The organism is Leifsonia xyli (assembly GCA_001647635.1).
Classification (GTDB): domain Bacteria; phylum Actinomycetota; class Actinomycetes; order Actinomycetales; family Microbacteriaceae; genus Leifsonia; species Leifsonia xyli_A.
The window spans coordinates 949,949-967,436 of sequence record CP014761.1 but is presented as its reverse complement, the minus strand read 5'-3'; the positions used below and the strand labels follow the sequence as shown (position 1 = coordinate 967,436).

Genomic DNA, 17,488 nt, shown 5'->3' with positions numbered 1-17,488 from the left:
ACTCGCGCGGGGCGGGTATCCCGTGCCGCTGTCCGACCATCCGAGGAACCGATCCATGAGCTGTACCGAGCCCCGGTACTCCTTCGAGCTGTACCCGCCGCGCAACGAGCGTGCGGCGGCTGCGCTCCCGGGAACGATCGACCGCCTCGCGGCCGTGCATCCCGACTTCATCTCGGTGACCTTCGGCGCCGGCGGATCGTCGCGCACCGCGTCGCTCGACGTGCTCCGCTACATCCTGCAGCACACCGACGTCAGCCCGATGGCCCACCTCACCTGCGTCGGCTCGTCGCACGAGGAGGCGAACCGGCTGATCCGGGAGTTCCTGGATGCGGGCGTGCGCCGGTTCCTCGCCGTGCGCGGCGACCCGCCTGCGGACCTGCCGGAGGGCGAGGATCCCATCGGCGACATCCGGACCACGGCCGAGCTGGTGCAGCTCATCCACCGGGTGCAGGCCGAGCGCGTGCCGTACGGCGAGCTGCCGGTCCCCGGGCTGCACGCCCAGGCCGTGCTGGAGCACCGCGAGCACGTGCAGATCGCGGTCGCGGCGTTCCCGAACGGGCACCCGTCGTCGCGCTCGGTCTCTCAGGACATCGACGCGCTGCTCGCGAAGCAGGCGGCCGGCGCCAACCTCGGAATCACCCAGCTGTTCTTCCACGCGGAGGACTACCTCCACTTCGCGCAGCGCGCGGCCGAGGCTGGCGTCGCCTTCCCGATCCTCCCCGGGATCATGCCCGTCACCAGCCCGGCTCGCCTCAAGCGGATGCTGGAGCTGAGCGGCGAGGACCTCCCCAGCGACCTCGCCATCGAACTCGAGGTCGAGCCGACCGACGAGGGCCGCCGCGAGATCGGCATCGCCTGGGCGGCCCGTCTCGCGCAGCGCCTGCTCGACGGCGGCGCCCCCGGCATCCACCTCTACACGTTCAACCAGCACGAGGCCGTGCTCTCCGTGCTGGACCGGATCGGCGCCCTGCCGTCCGGCGACATCGACCGACCCACCACCCAGAAGGAACCAGCATGACCGACACCACCGCGCGCCCCGCCTTCCCCGCGGGCACGATCATCGGCTACCCGCGCATCGGCCGCCGCCGCGAGCTCAAGAAGGCCGTCGAGGCGTTCTGGGCCGGCAGCATCACCGCGGACGAGCTGGAGGCGACGGCCGCCGACCTTCGCTCGGCCACTCGCGAGCGCCTCGCGTCCCTCGGCCTCGGCCGCACCGACGCGTCAATCCCGGAGAGCTTCAGCTACTACGACCAGGTGCTGGATGCCGCCGTCACCATCGGCGCCCTTCCGTCGCGCTTCGCCGGTCTCGCCGGGGCGGACGGCGCCGTCGACCTCGCGGGCTACTTCACCATCGCCCGCGGCGAGGGGGAGAACCCGCCGCTGGAGATGACCAAGTGGTTCGACTCCAACTACCACTACCTCGTGCCCGAGATCGGACCGGAGACCGACTTCCGTCTCGCCTCCGACCGCATCGTGCGCGAGTTCGAGGAGGCCCGCGCGGCCGGCTTCGTCACCCGCCCGGTCATCGTCGGCCCGGTCACCTTCCTGCTCCTGAGCAAGCCGAGCGACGACGCCTCCGAGGGCTTCCGCCCGCTGTCGCGCCTGTCCGACCTCCTGCCGGTGTACCGCGAACTGCTCGCCCGCCTGGCCGCGGCCGGCGCTCCGTGGGTGCAGCTGGACGAGCCCGCGCTTGTCAGCGAGAGCATCGACGAGCCGCGGGATGCCGTGCTCGACGCCGTCCGCACGGCCTACGACGAACTGGGCTCCGCCTCCGACCGGCCTGCGATCTTCGTCGCGGCGCCGTACGGCAGCCTCGATGACGCCCTCGCCCCGCTGGTGGCCGCTCCGGTCGAGGCGATCTCGCTCGACCTCGTCCGCGGGACGGTCCCGACCGGACTGGACGCGGCGACCGCGGCCGCGCTCGCGACCAAGACCGTCGTCGGCGGTGTGATCGACGGCCACAACATCTGGCGCGGCGACCTGGAGGCGGCGTTCGGGACGCTCACCGAGCTCCTGTCGCTCAGCCCGTCCGTGACCGTGTCTACCTCCACCTCGCTGCTGCACGTGCCGCACGACGTGGACGACGAGCCGGAGCTGGACGCGCGCCTGAAGACCTGGCTCGCCTTCGCCGATCAGAAGGTCGCGCAGGTCGCCGTTCTCGCCCGCGGGATCGTCGACGGCCACGAGGCCATCCAGGAGGAGCTGACGGCCGCCACTGCGGCTCTCGCCGACCGCGCCTCGGCGCCCGGTGTGCGCGTCCCGGCCGTGCGCGAGCGCGAGGCGGCGCTGACCCGCGCCGACTTCCGCCGCGGCGACTACGACGCGCGTCAGGCGGCGCAGGAGGAGGCTCTCGGCCTGCCGTTCCTGCCCACCACGACGATCGGATCCTTCCCGCAGACCGCCGACATCCGCCGCTCGCGCGCCCAGCTCGCGAAGGGCCTCATCAGCGAGGCGGAGTACCTCGGCCGCATGCGCGACGAGATCAAGCGGGTCGTCGACCTCCAGGAGGAGATCGGGATCGACGTCATCGTGCACGGCGAGCCCGAGCGCAACGACATGGTGCAGTACTTCGCCGAGAACCTCGACGGTTTCGCGGTGACCCAGAACGGCTGGGTGCAGTCGTACGGGTCGCGGTGCACGCGCCCGTCCATCCTCTGGGGCGACGTGTCGCGTCCGGCGCCGATCACGGTCGACTGGTCGTCGTACACGCAGAGCCTGACGTCCAAGCCGGTGAAGGGCATGCTGACCGGTCCGGTGACGATCCTGGCGTGGTCGTTCGTCCGCGACGACCAGCCGCTCGGAGAGACCGCCCGCCAGGTCGCCCTCGCCCTCCGCGACGAGATCGCCGACCTGGAGCAGGTGGGCATCCGCGTGGTGCAGGTCGACGAGCCCGCGCTGCGCGAGCTCCTGCCGCTCAAGAAGCGCGACCAGGACGACTATCTGGAGTGGTCGGTCGGGTCGTTCCGCCTCGCCACCTCGGGCGTCGCCGACGAGACGCAGATCCACACGCACCTCTGCTACTCGGAGTTCGGCGTCGTCATCGACGCGATCCGCAACCTGGACGCGGACGTGACCAGCATCGAGGCCGCGCGCAGCCGCATGGAGGTCGTGCACGACATCCAGCGGTCCGGCTTCGAGCACGGGATCGGCCCGGGCGTGTACGACATCCACTCGCCGCGCGTGCCGTCGGTCGCCGAGGTCACCGAACTGCTCGAGACGGCGCTCAGCGCCATCCCGGGCCGTCAGCTCTGGGTGAACCCGGACTGCGGGCTCAAGACCCGCGGGTACGACGAGACGGTGGCGTCGCTCCGCAACATCATCGAGGCGACGCGCGGCGTGCGTGAGAAGGCGGCCGTGACCGCCTGATCGCCCGATCACGTCGAAGCGCCCCGGGGCGTCCGCTGTCCGCGGACACCGCCCCGGGGCGCTTCGGCGTCGGGCAGGATGAGCGCATGGTGCGCATCCCCGATGAGGAGTTCGAGCGGATGGTGGGAGAGATCCTCGACTCCCTCCCCGACGACATGGTCGGCCCGCTCGAGAACGTCGCCATCCTCATCGAGGACCAGCCGCCGGGCGCACGGCCGCGACTGTTCGGGCTCTACAGCGGGCGCCCGCTGACTCGACGGTCGGTGTACGGATTCGGGGAGCTGCCCGACCGCATCACGCTGTATCGGAACAATCTCGAGGCCTCCGCCTCGTCTCTGGAGGAGCTGCGGGCGCGGGTGCGCGTCACCGTCGTCCACGAGATCGGTCACTACTTCGGGCTGGACGACGCCCGGCTGCAGGAGCTCGGCTGGGCGTGACCGCTGGCCGGTCGACGGCTGGGACGGGTCAGACGGCGCGGAGGACCGCGACGACCTTGCCGAGCACCGTCGCGAAGTCGCCCAGGATGGGCTCGAAGTTGGAGTTGCGCGGCAGCAGCCACGTGTGGCCGTCGCGCTGGCGGAACACCTTGACCGTCGCCTCCTCGTCGAGCATCGCCGCGACGATGTCGCCGTTCTCGGCCGTGTTCTGCGCGCGCACGACCACCCAGTCGCCGTCGCAGATGGCCGCGTCGATCATGGACTCGCCGACGACCTTGAGCATGAACAGCTCGCCGTTGCCGACCAGCTGGCGGGGGAGCGGGAACACCTCGTCGATCTGCTGCTCCGCCGTGATCGGGATTCCGGCTGCGATGCGGCCGACCAGAGGCACCATCGCCGCGTCGCCGACGGGCGTCTGGTTCTCGTAGTCCGGGGTGTCGCCGGACGCGCTGGGCAGGTCGATCAGGATCTCGAGCGCGCGCGGGCGGTTCGGGTCGCGGCGCAGGTATCCGCTCAACTCCAGCTGATTGAGCTGGTGCGTCACCGACGACAGGGAGGAGAGCCCGACTGCGTCGCCGATCTCGCGCATGCTCGGCGGATAGCCGCGCTGGCTCACCGACTTCTGGATGACGTCGAGGATCGCCAGCTGCTTGTCGCTCAGGTTCTTGCGGCGGCGGGTGCCTCCGCGGGCCTGGTTCTCGTTCGACACGGGCGTCCTCTCTGGGCCTGGGGCCGTCCGCCGGGTGCTCTCCGGCAGGAATGTCGGTGGTTCCTGATCTGATGTCCTCAGACAGTCGAAACTGTATCCGCGTCCAGGAGGGAAGACAAACATGTGTTCGAGTGTGTCGCGAACTTCTTCGGGCAATTCTGTGGTTCCTGCAGCCGCGAACGGCACCTTGCGGATTCAGACATTCGAAGATACATTCGGAACACAGCTTCGCACCCGCGATTCTGAGGAGGTCACGGCCATGAGCGCAGTACTGATGAGCGAGTCGGTTTCCACCACCCTTCGGGCGGTGCCGCCGCTTCCCGAAGGCGCGCGCGTCCGCCTGCGGCTCACGCGCCGCGGTCGCGCGGTCCTGAGCGCTCTCGTCGCACTGCCGCTTGTCATCGGCGCTCTCGTCTTCGCCCTCAACGGCGGCGGCGCGGTCGCGACCGGTGAGCAGACGCACGTCACCTTCCAGTACGTCACCGTCGCCTCCGGCGACTCCCTGTGGTCGGTCGCCGAGCGCGTCGCCCCGAACGCCGACCCGCGCGACGTGATCGCCGACATCGTCTCCCTCAACGGCCTCGACTCGGCGGTCGTCACCCCGGGCCAGCAGCTCGCCGTTCCGGCGAAGTACGCGAAGTAGCCTCCCGTACACCGCCCGTCGCACGCCGTCATCCGGCGGAGCGGGCGTGCCGCGCTGACTACGATTGAACGGTGACCTCCCTCTCCGAGCTGCCGATCCGAGACGACCTCCGCGGTCGTTCCCCGTACGGCGCGCCGCAGCGTCCGGTGCCCGTCGCGCTGAACGTGAACGAGAACACGCATCCCATCCCCGAGAGCGTCGCGTCCGACATCGTCGCGCGAGTCGCCGCGGCGGTCGGCGGCGTGAACCGCTACCCGGATCGGGAGTTCACCGAGCTGCGCGGAGCCTTCGCGCGGTACCTCGGGCACGACCTCACCGCCGACCAGATCTGGGCGGCGAACGGCTCGAACGAGGTGCTGCAGCACATCCTGCAGGCGTTCGGCGGCCCGGGTCGCACGCTGCTCGGTTTCGCGCCAACGTACTCGATGTACCCGCTGCTGGCCGCCGGCACCGGTACCGCGTATGTCGCGGGCACGCGCGACGCGGACTACGAGCTCTCGCCGGCGACCGCCGCCGAGCAGATCCGCGCGCTCGACCCGGACATCGTCATTCTCTGCTCGCCGAACAACCCGACCGGCACCCCGCTCGACCTGGCGACGGTCGAGGCGGCCTACGACGCCGCGCGCGGGATCGTCGTGGTGGACGAGGCGTACGCCGAGTTCCTGCCCGACGGCACGCCCTCGGCCCTCTCGCTGCTTCCCGGTCGCCCGCGTCTCCTGATCTCGCGCACGATGAGCAAAGCGTTCGCCTTCGCCGGCGCCCGCGTCGGCTACCTGGCCGCCGATCCGGCCGTGAACGACGCCCTGCGGCTCGTGCGCCTGCCGTACCACCTCTCCGCGATCACGCAGGCGGCGGCCCTCGGCGCGCTCGCCCACTCCGACGAGATGCTGGCGACCGTCGGCGAGATCCGCGTGCAGCGCGACCGCCTCGTCACGGAGCTCGCCGCCCTCGGCTACACGCCGCACCGGAGCGGCAGCAACTTCGTGCTGTTCGGCGGCGTCGCCGATCCCCACGCGACGTTCGAGGCGCTCGCCGAGCAGGGCATCCTGGTGCGCGACGTCGGCATCCCGCACCACCTCCGCGTCACCGCCGGCACCGAGCAGGAGACGACCGCGTTCCTGGAGGCGTTGGCCGCGCTGGGCCGCCCTGCCGCGGCCGCGGACGAGTTATCCACAGCCGACGACGCCCCGGAGCGCACCGAGCCCGCCCCGATAGACTCGGACCTATGACGAACCGCGCCGCCACGGTCACCCGCGAGACGAGCGAGTCGAGCATCGAGCTCACCCTCGACCTCGACGGCACCGGCACGTCCGACATCCAGACGAGCGTCCCGTTCTACGACCACCTGCTGACCGCGTTCGCCAAGCACTCGCTGACCGATCTGCGCATCCGAGCGACCGGCGACACCGACATCGACGTCCACCACACGGTGGAGGACATCGGCATCGTCCTCGGCCAGGCCATCCGCCAGGCTCTCGGCGACAAGGCGGGCATCTCCCGCTACGGCGACGCCCTGGTGCCGCTCGACGAGGCGCTGGTGCAGGCCGTCGTCGACATCTCCGGGCGTCCGTACCTCGTGCACACGGGCGAGCCCGTGGGCTTCGAGCTGCACCTCATCGGCGGCCACTTCACCGGCTCGATGGTGCGGCACGTGTTCGAGGCGATCTCGTTCAACGCCGCCATCACGACGCACATCACCGTGGTCGGCGGCCGCGACCCGCACCACATCGCCGAGGCCGAGTTCAAGGCGTTCGCGCGCGCGTTCCGCCAGGCGAAGGCCCTCGACCCGCTGATCACGGGCATCCCGTCCACGAAGGGGGCGCTGTGAGCGACGAGCGGAAGCCTGACGTCGTCGTCTTCGACTACGGCACAGGCAACGTCCACTCGGCGGTCAAGGCGCTCGAAGCCGCGGGCGCGGCGGTCGAGCTGACCGGCAACCGCAAGCGCGCCCAGGAGGCCGACGGGCTGCTCGTGCCCGGTGTCGGCGCGTTCACGGCCGTCGCCGAGGCGCTGCGCGCGTCGCACGGTGACGAGGTCATCGACCGCCGGCTGGCCGGAGGACGACCGGTGCTGGGCATCTGCGTGGGCATGCAGATCATGTTCGAGCGCGGCGTGGAGCACGGCCTCGAGACTGAGGGGCTGGGGGAGTGGCCGGGCACGGTCGACCTCCTGAAGGCCGACGTCGTGCCGCACATGGGCTGGAACACCGTCCGCGCGCCGGAGGACTCGGTGCTGTTCGACGGGCTGCAGGACGAGCGCTTCTACTTCGTCCACTCCTACGCCGCGCAGGACTGGACGCTGCACCCCGAGGCCCCGTTCCCGACGCCGAAGGTGACCTGGGCCGACCACGGCGCACCGTTCGTCGCCGCGGTCGAGAACGGCCCGCTGAGCGCGACGCAGTTCCACCCCGAGAAATCGGGGCAGGCCGGCATCCGGCTGCTCCGTAACTGGGTCCGCTCGCTCTAGCCGACCGCACGAACCATCCGTCCGCGCCGCGGAAGAACCTAAGGAAACGATGACCGACTTTCTCACCACGCCCCGCCTCGTCCTCCTTCCCGCGGTGGATGTCGCCGACGGCAAGGCGGTGCGCCTGACTCAGGGCGCGGCCGGCAGCGAGACCAGCTACGGCGATCCGGTGGATGCTGCCGCCGAGTGGGCCGAGGCCGGGGCGGAGTGGATCCATCTGGTCGACCTCGACGCCGCGTTCGGCCGCGGAGAGAACCGCTCCCTCCTGAAGCGCGTCATCCACCAGGTCAAGGGCGTCAGCATCGAGCTGTCCGGAGGCATCCGCGACGACGAGTCCCTCGAGCAGGCGCTCGAGGCGGGCGCCTCCCGCGTGAACCTCGGCACCGCCGCGCTGGAGAACCCGGAGTGGGCCGCCCACGCGATCAGCCAGTACGGCGAGGCGATTGCCGTCGGCCTGGATGTACGCGGCACGACCCTCGCGGCCCGCGGCTGGACGCGCGAGGGCGGCGACCTGTGGGAGGTGCTCGACCGTCTTGAGGAGGCCGGCTGCGCCCGCTACGTCGTCACCGATGTGACGAAGGACGGCACGCTGCGCGGCCCCAACCTCGACCTGCTTCGCCAGGTGCTCGATCGCACCGAGCGTCCCGTGGTCGCCTCCGGCGGAATCTCCAACCTCGATGACATCGCCGCGCTGCGCGAGCTCGTCCCTCTGGGCCTCGAGGGCGCGATCGTCGGCAAGGCGCTCTACGCGGGCGCGTTCACGCTGCCCGAGGCGCTGGATGTCGCGGGACGCTGAGGCCGACGCCGCCGACGCCGCCGCCGGCGGTGGGGCCGACGACGGTCGTCCGGTGATCGGAGCGCCGTCCGAGGAGGGCGCGGCGCGGCTCGCCGGCTTCGCCGCCTCCCTCGCCGACTCCGCCGGCCAGGCGTGGGAGGGTCGGGAGTTCGACGACAACCCGTTCGGCGACGACGACGGTTCCGCACCGCCGGCGCTGCTCGGCGCGCTGGCCGCGTTCCGCGCGGGAGAGGTCGGCGCCGAGGCGGTCGTGGACGCGCTGCGCTCCTCGCGCCTCCTGATCCCGCTCGTTGCCGAGCTGGGCGACGAGGGGGAGAGCGACGCCGGTCTGCGCGTGGACAAGACGCAGGAGCTCTCGATCGTGACCGTCGCCGGCCCGGACGGCCGGACGGTACAGCCCGTCTTCAGTTCGGTCGCCGCGATGACGGCCTGGAACCCCGCCGCCCGGCCTGTCCCGGTCGATGGCCGCCGCGCCGCTCTGGCCGCGGCGGCGGAGGGGACGGAGCTCATCGTGCTCGACCCGACCTCCGAGACCGAGTTCGTGCTCCGGCGGCCCGCGGTGTGGGCCGTCGCGCAGGGGACGCCATGGCTCCCCAGCGACCGCGATCCCGCCGTCGGTGAGGCGTTCCGTGCGTCCATCGCGTCCGAACTCGGCGTGCACGAGATCGCGCTCCTCTCCGGCGACCCGCAGGGCCGGCTGGCGGGCGAGGAGCTCGTCGTCCGCCTCGCTCTCGCCGCCGGGCTGACGCGCGAGGAGCTGGACGCCATCCTCGCCCGCCTCGCGCAGCGCTGGGCCGCCGACGACGTGATCGCCACGCGCGTCGACTCGCTCCGCGTGCAGCTGGCGGCGTCGCAGGGCTGAAGCCGCCTCCTCCCTGTCTAGGCTGGAGGCACCATGACCGTCTTCGCCGCCATCGTCCTGTTCCTCAACGCCGTCTTCAACGTCTTCGCCTGGCCGCGCTTCTTCGCGCGGGTGCGGAACGATCAGCGGGCGCGGGACGCGGCGGGCCGCGCGACCCCGTTCCTCGTCGTGCACGCCGTGCTGCTCGGCGTCGCACTCCTCCTCGCCGCGCTGTCGGCGGTGGCGGGGGTCCTGCTGCTGGTGGCAGGCTGAGGCCATGCCACTCTCCATCACCGGCGACCCCGCTGCGGACGCCCTCCTCGACGAGTCCCCCTTCGCCCTGCTGACCGGGATGCTGCTCGACCAGCAGATCCCGATGGAGACCGCGTTCAGTGGACCGGCGAAGCTGCGTGACCGACTCGGCGCGCTCGATCCGCAGAGCATCGCCGCGATGGATCCGGAGAAGCTCGCCGAGGTCATGAAGCAGCCCCCGGCGGTCCACCGGTTCCCGGGCTCGATGGCCGGGCGGGTCCAGGCGCTCGCCGCCGCGATCGTGTCCGACTGGGGCGGCGACACCGCCGCGATCTGGACCCAGGGCGACCCGGACGGCGACGAAGTCCTGCGCCGGCTGAAGGCGCTGCCCGGCTTCGGCGAGCAGAAGGCGAAGATCTTCCTCGCCCTGCTCGGCAAGCAGAAGGGCCTCACGGCCGCCGGGTGGGAGAAGGCCGCGGGCGATTACGGGACGCCCGGCTACCGCTCGGTCGCCGACATCGTCGACGCCGACTCGCTGACGAAGGTGCGTGAGCACAAGCGCGCGATGAAGGCCGCAGCCAAGGCCAAGTGAGCCGCTGAGACCGCCCACAGGCGGGCGGCCCCGGAGGTTATCCACTGCTTCTGCGACCGTCGCCGCCGTGTCGGTGGTGGCCGATAGCCTCGGTGTACCGGGTCGATCAGCCGGAGTGGAAGGAGGTCGCCGTGTTCCTGCTGGATGGTGTCATCGTCACGAGCGCCAGCGACCTCACCGAGGCGTCCAAGTGCGAGTTCGCGTTCCTTCGTACGGTCGACGTCAAGCTCGGTCGGCTCGAGAAGACCGAAGAGATCGAAGACCCGATGTACGTGCGCTCGTCGCGCATGGGCGACGAGCAGGAGCACCGCATCCTCGAGCGCTACCGGGAGCGTTTCGGCGCGGGTGTGGTCGAGATCGAGCGGCCGCCGCAGCTGACGGCCGATTCGCTGGCCGAGGCCGTGCGGCTGACGTCGGAGGCGTTCGCCCGCGGGGCCGAGGTGGTGTTCCAGGCGACCTTCTTCGATGGCGCCTTCGTGGGTTTCGCCGACTTCGTGGTTCGGCTGCCCGATGGGCGCTACCGGGTGCAGGACTCCAAGCTCGCCCGCAGCGCGCGGGTGACCGCGCTGCTGCAGCTGGCCGCGTACGCCGAGCAGCTGCGGCGGATGGGCGTAGAGGTCGACGACACGGTCGAGCTCCTTCTCGGCGACGGATCCGTCAGTGAGCACTCGCTCGCCGACATCGAGCCGGTGTACCGCAAGCGGCGGGCACGGCTGCTGACGATCATCGCCGAGCACGTCGCCGACTCCGGGCCGGTCGCCTGGGGCGATCCGCGGTTCACGGTCGACGGGCGCTGCGATACCTGCGACGCCGAGGTGCAGGCGACACGGGATGTGCTGCTGGTCGCCGGCATGCGGGTGACGCAGCGCGAGCACCTGCTCGCGGCGGGGCTCGGCACGATCGACGCGTTGGCGGCCTCCAGCGGACCGGTCGACGGCATCCCCGAGGGCACGCTCGACGGGCTGCGAGAGCAGGCGCGCCTGCAGCTGCAGGCCGAGCCCGGGTCGCCGCCGCCCGTCCGGGTGTTCAACGCGCCGGTGCTCGCCGTGCTGCCGCATCCCGATCCGGGTGACATCTTCTTCGACTTCGAGGGCGACCCGCTCTACACCGAGGGCGCGGGCGAGCGCTGGAATCTCGACTATCTGTTCGGCCTGGTCGACCAGGATGAGCGGTTCACCGCTTTCTGGGCCCACGACTTCGCCGCCGAACGCGTCGCTCTGGAGGCGTTCCTCGCGTTCGTGCGCGATCGGCGGCGGCAGTACCCGGGCATGCATATCTACCACTACGCGGCGTACGAGCAGACCCACCTTCTTTCGCTCGCGGCACGGCACGGCGTCGGCGAGGAGGAGGTCGACGGCCTGCTTCGCGACAACGTGATGGTCGACCTCTACCCGCTGGTCCGCAAGGCGGTGCGCGTCGGATCGCGCTCGTACTCCATCAAGAAGCTCGAGCCGCTCTACATGGGCGACGAGCTGCGCGAGAGCGATGTGACGAACGGCGCCGACTCGATCACCGAGTACGCCAATGCGCGCGACCTGATCGCGCTCGGCCGCCTCGACGAGGCCCAGCCGCTGCTCGACGACATCGGCGAGTACAACCGGTACGACTGCGTGTCGACTCTGCGCCTGCGCGACTGGCTGCTCGCCCGCGCCGCCGAGAACGGCATCCCGGTCGGCGCGGCGCCGGCGGAGGAGTCCGAGGTCGCTCCCGACGAGTCGCCGCTGCGCGCTGGCCTGCTGGCCTTCGCGGGAGATCCGCTCGACCCGCACCGGTCGAGCGATCGCGAGGCGATGGCGCTCGCCGCGGCGGCGATCGACTTCCACCGCCGCGAGCAGAAGAGCTTCTGGCAGTCGCATTTCGCTCGGCTGATCCAGCCGATCGAGGAGTGGGCCGAGACACGCGACGTGCTGGTGGTCGAGACCGCGGTGGTGCTGCGCGACTGGTACATCGACGAGGGCCAGAAGGTCGAGCGGCGCGAACTGCTGCTCACCGGCCAGTGGGGTGCGGGCAGCGCGGTCCGGGTGAGCGAACGCAGCGGTCCCTACCTGCTGTACGAGTACCCAGGCCCGTTCCGACAGCCGCGGGCGCAGCCCGGGGCACGCGCCGCGCGGACGGTGGCGGTCATCGAGGCGTTGCCCGACGGCTCCATCGTCGTGCGCGAGACGCTCCCGCCGGAGGTTCCGCCCTACCGCGACCTCCCCAGCGCTCTGACGCCGGCTGCGCCACCGGACTCTCGGCGCCTCGCCGAGGCGATCCGGGAGTGGGGCACCGCGCTGCTCATCGCCCGGCACCACGAGACGTGGCCGGTGGACGCGACGATCGACCTGCTCCGACGCACGCCCCCGCGTGCCCGGTCGGGGCGGCTGGTGCCCGATCCCACGCTCGACGGAGTCGCCGGTGGGCAGAGCAGCGACGGCGATGGCCGCATCGACGCCGTCGTGGCGAGCCTGCTCGACCTCGACCGGTCGTACCTGGCCGTGCAGGGGCCGCCCGGCACGGGCAAGTCGTATCTCGGAGCGCACGTGATAGCCCGGCTGGTCGCCGAGCACGGCTGGAAGGTCGGCGTCGTCGCGCAATCCCACGCGGTCGTCGAGAACCTGCTCGACCGTGTGGTGGACGCCGGGCTCGATGCCGCCGCCGTGGGCAAGGTGCCGAGCGGCGGTGCGCGCGGCGACGACCCCGAGGCGGCCGAAGGCGAGACGGCACACCGCTTCACGCCGCTGCCGGCCAATGGCCACCTGGAGTTCGCCGGGGTAAACGAGGGGCGTGGCTTCGTCCTCGGCGGTACGGCCTGGGACTTCGCCAACGCGGCGCGCGTGCCCCGCGGAAGCCTCGACCTGCTCGTCGTCGACGAGGCCGGCCAGTTCTCGCTCGCCTCGACGGTGGCGGTCGGCGTCGCGGCGAAGAACCTGCTCCTCCTCGGCGACCCGCAGCAACTGCCGCAGGTGAGTCAGGGCCGACACCCCGAACCGGTGGACGGGTCCGCGCTGGGGTGGGTGAGCGCAGGGCACGACGTGCTCCCGCCCGAGCTGGGGTACTTCCTCGCCGAGACGCGCCGCATGCATCCCGACCTGGCGGCGTCGGTCTCGCGGCTGTCTTACGAGGGCAAGCTCCGAGCGCACTCCTGCGCGTCCGAGCGCGAGCTGGGCGGGGTCGTGCCGGGCGTGCATCCCGTTCCGGTGCTGCACGTCGGCAACTCGACGGCCTCACCCGAAGAGGCCGAAGCGGTCGTCGAGATCGTCCGCGATCTGCTCGGGCGGTCCTGGAGCGATCCGGACGCCGGGCGCGACGACGACCCCCTCGGCGAGGACGACGTCATCGTCGTGACCCCGTACAACGCGCAGCTCGCCGAGGTGCGCGCGCTGCTCGACGCGGCCGGCTATCGCGACGTGCGCGTGGGGACGGTCGACAAGTTCCAGGGCCAGGAGGCGGCGATCGCGATCGTGAGCCTCGCGGCGTCGTCGGCGGTCGATGTGCCGCGCGGGATGTCGTTCCTTCTCATGAAGAACCGCCTCAACGTCGCCATCTCGCGCGCCAAGTGGGCGGCGTACCTCGTGCACTCGCCGGAGCTGACGGAGTTCCTGCCGACCACGCCCAGTGGGGTGGGGGAGCTGAGTGCGTTCATCCGCCTGGTCGAGGGCGCGGAGGAGTCCGCCGCGCTACCGGTGGGGTGACGCCCCGCTGACGATCGAACCGCTGGCTGACTGCGGAGCGCCCGGTGCTACTCTCATCCCGTGTCACCGGAGGAGCTGCAGACGCTCGCGCACCTGCGCCGCGCACGGGACCTGATCGACCGCGACTACGCCAAGCCGCTCGACGTCCCGACGATGGCCGCGCGCGCCTACATGTCGCCGGCGCACTTCTCCCGCCGGTTCCGGGCCGCCTACGGCGAAACCCCGTACAGCTACCTCATGACGCGCCGCATCGAGCGTGCGATGGCGCTGCTCCGCAGCGGGATGAGCGTCACCGACGCCTGCATGGCGGTCGGCTGTACATCGCTGGGCTCGTTCAGCTCGAAGTTCACCGAGGTGGTCGGGATGACGCCGACCGAGTACCGCGCACGTGAGCACGAGGCCGTGCGGGCGATGCCCGACTGCATCGCCAAGCAGCGCACTCGTCCGGTCCGCGTCCGCGGCTGAAACCGGCCACAGCAGCGCACCTCGACGACTTCTCCACAGAGAGCAGTTTTGGAGAAGCGCCCTCGGATGCCGCTTCCTAGAGTCGACTCATGACCGTTTCACTCCAGTACTCGCAGATCACCGTCCTCGACCCCGAGGAGTCCCTCGCCTTCTACCGCGACGCGCTCGGGCTCGACGTCATCCAGGACGTCCAGTCCGGCGACCACCGCTGGATCACGCTCGGCGTGGCCGGCGACGACAACGCCGCCGTGGTCCTCAGCGACCCGCACGCAGGCCGTTCGCAGGCCGACGGCGACGCCCTCCAGGAGCTCGTCGTGAAGGGTTCCATGAGCCCGATCGTCTTCCGTACCGACGACCTCGACACCGCGTTCGAGCGCGTCCGCGCGGCGGGCGCCGAGGTCCTGCAGGAGCCCATCGACCAGCCGTGGGGCCCCCGCGACTGCGCGTTCCGCGACCCCTCCGGCAACATGGTCCGCATCCTGCAGACCGCGCCGGCCGCGCAGAACGCCTGACGAGCGCCGCCGGGGAGGCTACCGCCGGGCGACCGACACCGGGACGAACTCACGGACCGGATGGGCGAGCGTGGCGGCGCAGGTGCTGAGCATCGGCTCCGACAGGCGCTCGCCCACCTCGACCGTCAGCCTGTCCCCGCCGTGGTCCAGCTCGACGGTCCAGCCGTGAGGATGGGGCCGCTCCGACACCACACGAAAGGCTTCGATGCGGTCGTCGCCGGTGTCGTCGCGGGCGAAGGCCTCGGCGGCCTGCGCGACCGTCGTCAGCGAGGTGCGGCCGCGCAGAAGGTCGGGCACGACCCGTCCCGCGGCGTACCGCTCGAAGACCGTCTCGGCACGGTCGGCCGTCACCCGTCCGTAATGGAGCCCGTGGGGGAAGACGATCATCGTCGCGGCGAACCGATCGCCGCCGAGGTGCGAGCACTCCCAGGTCAGCTCGGGATGCGAGGCCGCCAACGCCTCGACGACGGGCCGCCCGCGCACGGCGCAGCACTGGTCGTGCCGGGCGTGCGTGCACACCGCGTAGATCGGAGCGGCGCTCGGTTCGCCGACGCTGCCGTCCAGGGGCAGGTCCAGCAGCTCGGTGGGGTCGTTCACGCGGCCCCAGCGGATCGACTCCGTCCCCGCACGGCTGTCGACCAGTGCCCAGCGCCACGACGACTGGTCGCGCCGGTCGGGCGCGCGCAACCGCGTGCGCCGGATGGCGAGCGGACGGACTCCCTCGGCCTCGGCGCGCGCGACGATCCGCGCCCCGAGGGCGGGATCGAGGTCGGAGTCGAAGAACGCGTGGCGACCCCACCCGCTCTCGATCTCGACCAGCAGCCAGCGCTCGCCGAACCCGGCGGTCCCGGCCAGGCGATCACCGCGCTCGATCGCCCGATCACTGCACGGCAGCCACGCCGGGACTCGTCCGGCGGGCCCGCCGCCGGCGGCCGACTCACCGACGGCCGGCACGCCCGTCACGTGGCCGTCGCGGTCCCGAAGTCGGCGGTCGCGCTGCGTTCGCCGTCCGACGAGACCCCGGCCGGGTCCGCGAAATCGAACTCGTCCGCATCCTGGGCCCCACCACGGTCGCTGTCGAGAACCACGATGCCCTCCCGCAGCAGCCGTCGCGCGACGACGACAGCCGACCGCTCGTCCAGCGGGAGCTCACCGACCGCGACGGGCCGTCCGTCGAGCAGCAGCCGCACCGCGTCCTTCGCGGCGATCGGCAGGGCCACCGTCTTGGCGGGCAGCCGCACGGTCACCGTCTCGACCTCGACCGTGACATCCGGCCGCAGGCCCGGGCGGGCGACGACCACAGTGTCCGGGCCGAGCGACTCGGCCGCCGCGATCGTGGCGAGCGGGCGCACCGGGGCGGGCGGCGAGTCCGACCGCTGCCGCCGAAGCAGCTGCTTCGACACGGCGGCGGCGATCGCGGGGCGGGCGGACCGATCGGAGAGGGCCGCGATCAGCGCGTCCACGGTCTCCTCCACCACGGGAGCGACTGCGTCCGGGTCAGCCGGGTCGAACCCGACCGGGAGCGACGCGCGCAGCGCAGCGACGTCCGCCACGCGGGCCACCGCCTCCCTGACCACGTCCGCCCGCGTGTAGGCCGCGACGCCGATGGTCAGGTGCACGGAGACGCCGCCGAGCGCCTCGGCCGAATGGATCCAGCCCCGCGGCAGGTACAACGCGTCACCGGGCCGGAAGGTCTCGTCGATCACCGGCGCCTCCGCGGCGCGCGCCACGACCTCGTCCCGGTGGTCGCCCCACGGCTGGTCGCGCAGCGGGTCGACGTGCACCGGCTCGTGGATGCGCCAGTGCTTCTCGCCCGCGATCTGCAGCACGAACACGTCGTGCACGTCGTAGTGCGGGTCGAAGCCGCGCGACGACGCTGGCGTGATGTACGCGTTCACCTGGGCTGGATGCCCGAGCTCGGCCGAGAGCCGCCGCGAGAACTCCGCGATCGCGGGCCAGGTGCGGTGCAGGCCCTGCAGCACGAGGGTGGCGCCGTCCGCGAACTCGGCGAGCACCTTGGCCGAGTCGAGCTGATCGCCGACCTCCGCACCGAAGCCGCCCGGGCCCGTGAAGCGCGCAGGCGCCAGGACGGTGCCCTCCTTCGCCATGCGGACGAACGGCGTGCGCAACGCGCGCGACGAGACCAGCTCGTCCACCGCATCCACGCTGAACAGGTCGGCGAAGCCGTCACCGCCCAGGTCCACCGCGCGGGTGAACAGCGGGCGCCGGCCCCAGAACTCCGCCGCGAAGCGGGATGCGTCGACCGGCACGCAACGCGAAAGCGCGGGCCGGTCGCCCGGCCCGCGCCCGTCCGTCGTCATCAAGCGGACCCGTCGGCTCCGCCGTCGTGGCCGCCTGCGTTGGCGCCGCCGTCGGCCGGGCCTTCGCCCGAGCTGCCCGCGGACCCGTCCGCACCGCCGTCGTGGCCGCCCGCGTTGGCGCCGCCATCCGCCGGGCCCTCGCCGGAGCCCGCCGCGTCGGTGGTGATGTCGTCGTCGTTGATGTCGCTCATTCCGTCTCCCATCCGTCCGTGTTCGCGTGTCCCGCGGAGCACGTCCCGTGGAGCACTCCGACGCGGCTCACACTACGCGTGGCCCTGCGCCAGGGTAAGGCCCGCGCCGTGAACGCTCGACGAACATCCACGCGTCACATTTCGCAAGACGTTTTGACCGATTCACACGAGCAGGGGAGGCTCGAATCAGCCGCCAACCGTCCGCCGGCGAAATCACATCACA

At 71.8% G+C, this 17,488-nt stretch carries 17 protein-coding genes and 1 pseudogene; 14 read left to right on the top strand and 4 right to left on the bottom strand.

All coding sequences use genetic code 11. The features are described from left to right. Nucleotides 1-55 precede the first annotated feature (55 nt). The 3 genes from A0130_04790 to A0130_04780 all read left to right on the top strand — a co-directional run bounded on the left by A0130_04790 (nucleotide 56) and on the right by A0130_04780 (nucleotide 3,803). The gene (locus tag A0130_04790; protein ID ANF31088.1) at nucleotides 56-1,018 is read left to right on the top strand and encodes a 5,10-methylenetetrahydrofolate reductase; all 963 of its coding nucleotides are present in this window, start codon (nucleotides 56-58) and stop codon (nucleotides 1,016-1,018) included. Further along, nucleotides 1,015-3,366, top strand: coding sequence for a 5-methyltetrahydropteroyltriglutamate--homocysteine S-methyltransferase (locus tag A0130_04785; GenBank protein ANF31087.1), 2,352 nt, complete (start codon nucleotides 1,015-1,017; stop codon nucleotides 3,364-3,366). The genes A0130_04790 and A0130_04785 overlap by 4 nt, the downstream gene beginning before the upstream one ends. 86 nt (nucleotides 3,367-3,452) lie before the next feature. Beyond that, entirely contained in the window at nucleotides 3,453-3,803 is a 351-nt protein-coding gene (locus A0130_04780) for a hypothetical protein (GenBank protein ID ANF31086.1), read from the top strand. Nucleotides 3,804-3,831: 28 nt separating this feature from the next. On the opposite strand, the gene A0130_04775 is transcribed toward A0130_04780, so the two are convergent. Next, nucleotides 3,832-4,512 (bottom strand): repressor LexA, encoded by a 681-nt coding sequence (locus A0130_04775; GenBank protein ANF31085.1) that lies wholly within the window; start codon nucleotides 4,510-4,512, stop codon nucleotides 3,832-3,834. Nucleotides 4,513-4,786: 274 nt separating this feature from the next. Between A0130_04775 and A0130_04770 the strand changes: the two genes are divergently transcribed. From A0130_04770 to A0130_04720, 11 genes are all read left to right on the top strand, one after another. Continuing rightward, on the top strand, nucleotides 4,787-5,155 hold the full coding sequence (locus A0130_04770) for a hypothetical protein (GenBank protein ID ANF31084.1): 369 nt from the start codon (nucleotides 4,787-4,789) through the stop codon (nucleotides 5,153-5,155). 71 nt (nucleotides 5,156-5,226) lie between these two features. Continuing rightward, a complete protein-coding gene (locus A0130_04765; protein ANF31083.1) occupies nucleotides 5,227-6,384 on the top strand; it encodes a histidinol-phosphate transaminase in 1,158 nt (385 codons plus the stop codon). Next, entirely contained in the window at nucleotides 6,381-6,983 is a 603-nt protein-coding gene (locus A0130_04760; protein ID ANF31082.1) for an imidazoleglycerol-phosphate dehydratase, read from the top strand. Before A0130_04765 ends, A0130_04760 begins: the two co-directional genes overlap by 4 nt. Next, nucleotides 6,980-7,621 (top strand): imidazole glycerol phosphate synthase subunit HisH, encoded by a 642-nt coding sequence (locus A0130_04755; GenBank protein ID ANF31081.1) that lies wholly within the window; start codon nucleotides 6,980-6,982, stop codon nucleotides 7,619-7,621. The genes A0130_04760 and A0130_04755 overlap by 4 nt, the downstream gene beginning before the upstream one ends. A 49-nt stretch (nucleotides 7,622-7,670) precedes the next feature. After that, nucleotides 7,671-8,417, top strand: coding sequence for a 1-(5-phosphoribosyl)-5-((5-phosphoribosylamino)methylideneamino)imidazole-4-carboxamide isomerase (locus A0130_04750; GenBank protein ID ANF31080.1), 747 nt, complete (start codon nucleotides 7,671-7,673; stop codon nucleotides 8,415-8,417). Nucleotides 8,418-8,472: 55 nt separating this feature from the next. Continuing rightward, nucleotides 8,473-9,279: a hypothetical protein gene (locus tag A0130_04745; protein ANF33293.1), complete on the top strand. Its 807-nt coding sequence runs from the start codon at nucleotides 8,473-8,475 to the stop codon at nucleotides 9,277-9,279. 33 nt (nucleotides 9,280-9,312) lie between these two features. Then, nucleotides 9,313-9,531: a hypothetical protein gene (locus tag A0130_04740; protein ID ANF31079.1), complete on the top strand. Its 219-nt coding sequence runs from the start codon at nucleotides 9,313-9,315 to the stop codon at nucleotides 9,529-9,531. Nucleotides 9,532-9,535: 4 nt separating this feature from the next. Then, nucleotides 9,536-10,102, top strand: coding sequence for a Fe-S cluster assembly protein HesB (locus tag A0130_04735; GenBank protein ANF31078.1), 567 nt, complete (start codon nucleotides 9,536-9,538; stop codon nucleotides 10,100-10,102). Between the two features lie 131 nt (nucleotides 10,103-10,233). After that, nucleotides 10,234-13,776 (top strand): DNA helicase, encoded by a 3,543-nt coding sequence (locus A0130_04730; protein ANF33292.1) that lies wholly within the window; start codon nucleotides 10,234-10,236, stop codon nucleotides 13,774-13,776. A 60-nt stretch (nucleotides 13,777-13,836) separates the two neighbouring features. Then, nucleotides 13,837-14,241, top strand: a complete 405-nt coding sequence (locus A0130_04725) for an AraC family transcriptional regulator (protein ID ANF31077.1) — start codon at nucleotides 13,837-13,839, stop codon at nucleotides 14,239-14,241. Nucleotides 14,242-14,330: 89 nt separating this feature from the next. Beyond that, nucleotides 14,331-14,753 carry a lyase gene (locus A0130_04720; GenBank protein ID ANF31076.1) on the top strand — a complete coding sequence of 141 codons (423 nt, stop codon included), beginning with the start codon at nucleotides 14,331-14,333 and terminating at the stop codon, nucleotides 14,751-14,753. 18 nt (nucleotides 14,754-14,771) lie between these two features. Here A0130_04720 and A0130_04715 read toward each other — a convergent pair whose 3' ends face one another. The 3 genes and pseudogenes from A0130_04715 to A0130_04705 form a co-directional block, all read right to left on the bottom strand. Next, a complete protein-coding gene (locus A0130_04715; GenBank protein ANF31075.1) occupies nucleotides 14,772-15,716 on the bottom strand; it encodes a hypothetical protein in 945 nt (314 codons plus the stop codon). Continuing rightward, on the bottom strand, nucleotides 15,713-17,074 hold the full coding sequence (locus tag A0130_04710; GenBank protein ANF31074.1) for a cupin: 1,362 nt from the start codon (nucleotides 17,072-17,074) through the stop codon (nucleotides 15,713-15,715). The genes A0130_04715 and A0130_04710 overlap by 4 nt, the downstream gene beginning before the upstream one ends. Nucleotides 17,075-17,076: 2 nt before the next feature. Then, nucleotides 17,077-17,265, bottom strand: a pseudogene (locus A0130_04705) (BatC protein). Nucleotides 17,266-17,488 lie beyond the last annotated feature (223 nt).

Excerpts from the sequence above, each read along its gene's own strand:
- A0130_04790 (ANF31088.1), top strand. The coding sequence starts at position 56 with ATGAGCTGTACCGAGCCCCGGTACTCCTTCGAGCTGTACCCGCCGCGC.
- A0130_04785 (ANF31087.1), top strand. The coding sequence starts at position 1,015 with ATGACCGACACCACCGCGCGCCCCGCCTTCCCCGCGGGCACGATCATC.
- A0130_04780 (ANF31086.1), top strand. The coding sequence starts at position 3,453 with ATGGTGCGCATCCCCGATGAGGAGTTCGAGCGGATGGTGGGAGAGATC.
- A0130_04770 (ANF31084.1), top strand. The coding sequence starts at position 4,787 with ATGAGCGAGTCGGTTTCCACCACCCTTCGGGCGGTGCCGCCGCTTCCC.
- A0130_04760 (ANF31082.1), top strand. The coding sequence starts at position 6,381 with ATGACGAACCGCGCCGCCACGGTCACCCGCGAGACGAGCGAGTCGAGC.
- A0130_04750 (ANF31080.1), top strand. The coding sequence starts at position 7,671 with ATGACCGACTTTCTCACCACGCCCCGCCTCGTCCTCCTTCCCGCGGTG.
- A0130_04740 (ANF31079.1), top strand. The coding sequence starts at position 9,313 with ATGACCGTCTTCGCCGCCATCGTCCTGTTCCTCAACGCCGTCTTCAAC.
- A0130_04735 (ANF31078.1), top strand. The coding sequence starts at position 9,536 with ATGCCACTCTCCATCACCGGCGACCCCGCTGCGGACGCCCTCCTCGAC.
- A0130_04720 (ANF31076.1), top strand. The coding sequence starts at position 14,331 with ATGACCGTTTCACTCCAGTACTCGCAGATCACCGTCCTCGACCCCGAG.
- A0130_04710 (ANF31074.1), bottom strand. The coding sequence starts at position 17,074 with ATGACGACGGACGGGCGCGGGCCGGGCGACCGGCCCGCGCTTTCGCGT.